The sequence below is a fragment of the Mesorhizobium sp. M7A.F.Ca.US.005.03.2.1 genome (assembly GCF_003997795.1).
Taxonomy (GTDB): Bacteria; Pseudomonadota; Alphaproteobacteria; order Rhizobiales; family Rhizobiaceae; genus Mesorhizobium; species Mesorhizobium ciceri.
This window is the reverse complement of sequence record NZ_RZRP01000462.1, coordinates 1-4984: the sequence shown is the minus strand read 5'-3', so window position 1 is coordinate 4984 and position 4984 is coordinate 1. Positions and strand designations below refer to the sequence as shown.

The following is a 4984-nucleotide window of genomic DNA, read 5'->3' as shown; positions in this document are numbered from 1 at the left end:
CTATCGAGGGCTTGACCGTCCACGGCATCACTGACCCGAAGCGGCTCGGCGATCGCGTGCCGACGGTTTCCTTCACGGTCGAGCGCATCGTGCCGGAGACAATCGTGCGGCAGATGAACGCCGAAAATATCTTCCTGTGGTCCGGTCACAACTACGCCTGGGAGATCGTCCACCAGCTCGGCATTCCAGCCGAGCATGGCGTCGTGCGCATCGGCATTGCTCACTACAACACGGCAGCCGAAATCGACGAAACGCTGGAAAGTGTGCATCGGGTCATCGCCATGCTCAGGCAGCAGCGCTCCTGACGCTGGCTTGAGCATTCACCGCATCTTGCCGCCGAAACCAGTGAGGAACGCCGTGAGATTGTCGCCGAGTTCGTCGCAGAGGTAGCCGCCCTCCTGGACGATGACCGTCGGTAGGTCGAGCTTTGCGATGGCCTCGCCGATGCGCGAGAAGCCAGGCGTCGTCACCGAAAGTCCGCCGAACGGATCGCCCTCGAACGCGTCGAGGCCGAGCGCCACAACGAGCGCGTCGGGCGAAAAGGCACGGATGCGCTGGAAGGCCACCTCGAGCGCTTCGAGAAACGCCGCGTCGGCGGATTTGCGCGGCAGCGGCAGGTTGAAATTGTAGCCGAGGCCGGGCCCTTCGCCGCGCTCGTCGGCATGGCCCCAGAAGAACGGATAGAAGCGCACCGGATCGGCGTGCAGCGAGACGGTCAGCACATCCGGCCGTGCATAGAAGATGCCTTGCGTGCCGTTGCCGTGATGCAGGTCGACATCGAGGATCGCCACCCGTGCGGCTTGTTTGCGCAGAACCTGCGCGGCGACGGCCGAGTTGTTGATGAAACAGAAGCCGCCGGCGACATCGGCAAAGGCATGGTGGCCGGGCGGGCGGCACAGCGCGTAGGCGGCCGGCGCGCCTGATATCACCGCCTCGGCGGCTTCGACCGCGCTCCAGGCGCTCCACAGCGCGCTCTGCCATGTTTCGCCCGAGATCGGGCAAGCCGTGTCGGCCATGTGATAGCCGGCCTGGCCGACCGCCGAGGCCGGATAGGAGCCATTGCGCGCAATCGGATGGATGTTCGGGATCACTTCGGCCGAAGCGCCCTCGATGCGCTGCCAGCGCGCGTAGATATGCTCGAGGAAATCCAGATATTCCGGCGTGTGCACCGCCGCGGCCGGGCCGAGCCCATGATCCCGAGGTCGCTCGATCGTGCAACCCGCAGATAGTGCGCCGACTAACAATCTCTCGATGCGCTCCGGCTTTTCCGGATTGGGCTGTGCCGCGCCGCTCGAAAGAAAGGCCCTGGGGTCGTGGCGCTTCTGTTCCTCGGCATAGAAGGCTTTCATTCCTGATCCCCGTTTTCCGGCGCGTCGGCGAAAGCAAAGAAGGCCTCGCCGATGATTTTTTGGGTCTGTTCGTAGCTCGACCAGGCGATGCCCAGCCTCTCGTAGAAGGCCTTGGCCCCTTCATTGTCGGTGTCGACGGACAGCCGGAGATAGACGCCGCCTTCCTTCCGGCACTGCGCCGCAACGTGCCGCAGCAGCCGCTCGCCGATCTTCCGGCCGCGAAACCGGTCTTCGACATAGAGATCCTGCACATAGACGCCAGGCCGCCCCATCCATGTCGAAAAGATCGGGAAATGCAGGCAAAGGCCGGCAAACTCGCCGCCCACTTCGGCGATCAGGGTGGAGAAAGCGGGCTTTTCACCAAAGCCGTAGGTGCGCAAATCATCTGCTGTCGAAATGATCTCCTCCGGCGCACCGATATGCGTGCCGAGTTTCAGGATCGCGGCGTGGATGGTTTCGACGTCTTCCACTCGGCCGGGGCGGAGGCGGATTTTGGGCGAGGCAATCATTGCAGGTTCATCTCAGATCAGCATCTCAAAACGCCACCCGGTCGCCGCCCTTGAGCGCCAGCATGTCGCGCGCTTCGGTGGGCGTTGCAACCTCCAGCGACAGCCCGTCGAGAATGCCACGGATACGGCGCACTTGATCGGCATTGGATTTCGCCAGCTGGCGGCCGTCATAGAGACTGTCCTCCAGCCCGACACGGACATTGCCGCCCATGGCTGCTGCAATTGAGATCAGCGGCATCTGCTGGCGGCCGGCGGCGAGCACCGAGAACTGGTAGCTGTCGCCGAACAATTTGTCGGCGATCCGCTTCATGTGGACGAGATTGTCCGGGTCGGCGCCGATGCCGCCCAATATGCCAAGGACGAATTGGATGAACAGCGGTCCCGACACCAACCCCCGATCGCGAAAATGCGCCAGCGAATAGAGATGGCCGACATCATAGCATTCGAATTCGAAGCGCGTGCCGCAGCCCTTACCCAACCTCTCAAGCACACTCTCCATGTCGGCGAAGGTGTTCTTGAATATGGTGTCGCGCGTGGCTTCCAGCAGTTTGGGTTCCCATTCGTGCTGCCATTCCCGTGGCTTGTCGAGCATCGGAAACAGCGCGAAATTCATCGAACCCATGTTGAGCGAGCACATTTCGGGTTCGGCCCGCAAAGGGGCTGCCAGCCGCTGGTCCAGCGTCATCAGCGACGAGCCGCCGGTGGTGATGTTGATCACCGCATCGGTCGCCTGCTTGATGCGCGGCAGGAACTGCATGTAGACGTCCGGATCGGCGGTCGGGCGGCCATCTCTGGGGTCGCGGGCGTGCAGATGCAGGATCGAGGCGCCGGCTTCCGCCGCCGCGATCGCGTCTGCGGCGATCTGGTCCGGCGTCACCGGCAGATAGGGCGACATGGACGGCGTGTGCACCGAGCCGGTGACGGCGCAGGTGATGATGACTTTTCGCGGTGCCATTTCTTACCCCTGGCCTCCGACCGGCAGGTCGAGCTCGGCGGCCAGAACCTCCAGCGAGTCACCGATGATGGAGATGATCTCGCCGACCTGCTCGGCCGTGACGATCATCGGTGGCGCGACCATGAAATTGTCGCCGTCGACGCCGCCCTTGACCCTGCGGCCATAGATGATCAGCCCGCGTTCATAGGCGAGGTCGAGCAGCCGCTGCGTGGCTTTCTTGTTCTGGTCGATCGGTTTTAGGGTCTCGGGATCGGCGACCATCTGGGCGCCGGTGAGCAGGCCCTTGCCACGCACGTCGGCAAGGAACGGAAACCGCTTCGCCAGGCCTTTAAGCCCGTCCATCAGCACATCGCCCATGGCTGCCGCATTGGCGATCAGGTCGAGCCGGTCCATTTCGCCGAGCACAGCCAGGCCGGCGGCACAGGCCAGCGGATTGCCGGCATAGGTGTGGCCGTGCTGGAAGCCGCCGGAGGCGAGCAACGGCTGCACCAGCCGCATCGGTGCGGCGAGTGCGCCAAGCGGCGCATATCCGGAGCCCAGCCCCTTCGACAGGGCGACGATGTCGGGCTTGCAGTTCCAGTGATCGCCGCCGAGGAATTTGCCGGTGCGGCCGGCACCGCTCATGACTTCGTCGTGGATGAGCAGGATGCCGTAGCGGTCGCAGATCTCGCGGATGCGTGGATAATAACTGTCCGGCGCCACCAGCGCCGCGGTCGCCGCACCGCCGATCGGCTCCATGATGAAGGCAACCACGCTGTCTGGACCTTCCGCAAGAATCTTCTCCTCCAGCATGTCGGCATAGCGGATGCCGCGCTGCTCAATCGAGAGATTGTCGCGGTCGCGCCAGGCATTCGGCGCCGGCACGGTTGGCATCACCCGCATCATCGGCTCGAACGTTTCGGCCAGCGCATCGTCGCCGGTGATCGAGAGCGAACCCAACGTGCCGCCATGATAGGAGGGGAAACGCGTGATCACCTTCCAGCGGCTGGCCTGGCCGGTGGCGACCGCCCATTGCCGCGCCAGCTTGATGCAGGATTCCGTCGCCTCCGAGCCACCGGAGACGAAGAAGATGCGGTCCATGCCCTCCGGCAGCTTGCCGGCCAACTCCCGCGCCAACTCCTCCGCCGGCTCGTTCTCGAAATGCAGCCGATAGGCGAAGGTGGCGCGGTCCATCTGCCGCTTCATGGCGTCGAGCACATTGCGATTGGAATGGCCGATATTGGCCACCATCGGGCCGCTCGAGCCATCGATGAAGCGGCGGCCGTCCTGCGTCCACATGTAGATGCCTTCGGCGCGGTCGATCAGCGGCCGGCGCAGGCTGGACAGATAGAACAGATGCGAGTCTCGCCGGGCTTCGGTTTCTTGAACGGCGGATTGGACTTTCGACATGTCAGGGCTTTCCGAGGTAACGATCGAGGACATTTTTCGTGACGCGTTCGACCATCGGGTCCTGTCTTAGCAGGCCGGCGACCCATTCGCAGCTTCCGGCATGGAACACCTCGCCCTTGCCGCGCGGGAAATTGACGATCATGCCGTTGCCGCGTTTGACCTTTTCCAGATTGGCGTCGCTCGCCTCGCCAAACAGCGTTTCGGCGGTGAAGCGGCCGTCTTCGTCGGTGAGGAACTGGTCCTCGATCGGGATATCGGCGCTTTCCTCGACCTGGGATGCCATGCCGACGGCGAGAACCTGCAGGCCGTCTGGCGCGCCGCTGGTCGCAGTCGGGTAGGGCAGGCCGCCGCGTATCTCGAAGTCGAGCCCGTCGACCTCATAGCCATAGACATGGCTGTCGGCGCCCAGCAGGTCGCCATAGTAGATGCCGGTGCCGGCGAAGGCCCAATGCTCGGGCCGGTAGACCGGGAAACCACGCACGCCGCGCGGTGCACAGCCGCCCCAGCCGGCATAGACACCGCGCGTCGCGTTGAGCCCGAAGGTCGCCGAACCCGGCCGGCCGATTTCCGGCGCCTCCCAGGAATTGGTGGCACGGGTGACGTCGCCGTCTGGAAGATAGGCCGGATCTTCGGCACGCGAGCGATATTTGTAGCAGACCTGCCGGCGGCCCTCGTCTTCGAACCGCGTCTGCCACATGAAATTGCCGGCAAAGCGCGCCGCATGGCCGCCGCGGGTCACATAGGCGTCGACGGCATCGCGCATTTCCCAGGTCCAGTATTCG

The 4984-nt window shown here is 64.1% G+C and carries 6 protein-coding genes; 1 reads left to right on the top strand and 5 read right to left on the bottom strand.

Annotation, left to right across the window (positions count from 1 at the left end; translation table 11 throughout):
* Window positions 1–305, top strand: a 305-nt coding sequence (locus EN991_RS23030; protein ID WP_127369610.1) for an aminotransferase class V-fold PLP-dependent enzyme, incomplete at its 5' end; no start/stop codon positions are given.
* Window positions 306–320: 15 nt separating this feature from the next.
* Here the strand turns inward: EN991_RS23030 and EN991_RS23025 are convergent.
* From EN991_RS23025 to EN991_RS23005, 5 genes are all read right to left on the bottom strand, one after another.
* On the bottom strand, window positions 321–1349 hold the full coding sequence (locus tag EN991_RS23025; protein ID WP_127369609.1) for a histone deacetylase family protein: 1029 nt from the start codon (window positions 1347–1349) through the stop codon (window positions 321–323).
* Window positions 1346–1858, bottom strand: coding sequence for a GNAT family N-acetyltransferase (locus EN991_RS23020; protein WP_064995381.1), 513 nt, complete (start codon window positions 1856–1858; stop codon window positions 1346–1348). Before EN991_RS23020 ends, EN991_RS23025 begins: the two co-directional genes overlap by 4 nt.
* Window positions 1859–1883: 25 nt before the next feature.
* Window positions 1884–2813: a 3-keto-5-aminohexanoate cleavage protein gene (locus tag EN991_RS23015; protein ID WP_127369608.1), complete on the bottom strand. Its 930-nt coding sequence runs from the start codon at window positions 2811–2813 to the stop codon at window positions 1884–1886.
* Between the two features lie 3 nt (window positions 2814–2816).
* On the bottom strand, window positions 2817–4202 hold the full coding sequence (locus EN991_RS23010; RefSeq protein WP_127369607.1) for an aspartate aminotransferase family protein: 1386 nt from the start codon (window positions 4200–4202) through the stop codon (window positions 2817–2819).
* A 1-nt stretch (window position 4203) separates the two neighbouring features.
* The coding region (locus EN991_RS23005; protein ID WP_348630503.1) for a N,N-dimethylformamidase beta subunit family domain-containing protein at window positions 4204–4984 on the bottom strand (781 nt) is incomplete at its 5' end.

What these genes read in the sequence shown, in the direction of transcription:
- EN991_RS23010 (WP_127369607.1), bottom strand. Translation starts at nt 4,202, where the DNA reads ATGTCGAAAGTCCAATCCGCCGTTCAAGAAACCGAAGCCCGGCGAGAC.
- EN991_RS23015 (WP_127369608.1), bottom strand. Translation starts at nt 2,813, where the DNA reads ATGGCACCGCGAAAAGTCATCATCACCTGCGCCGTCACCGGCTCGGTG.
- EN991_RS23025 (WP_127369609.1), bottom strand. Translation starts at nt 1,349, where the DNA reads ATGAAAGCCTTCTATGCCGAGGAACAGAAGCGCCACGACCCCAGGGCC.
- EN991_RS23020 (WP_064995381.1), bottom strand. Translation starts at nt 1,858, where the DNA reads ATGATTGCCTCGCCCAAAATCCGCCTCCGCCCCGGCCGAGTGGAAGAC.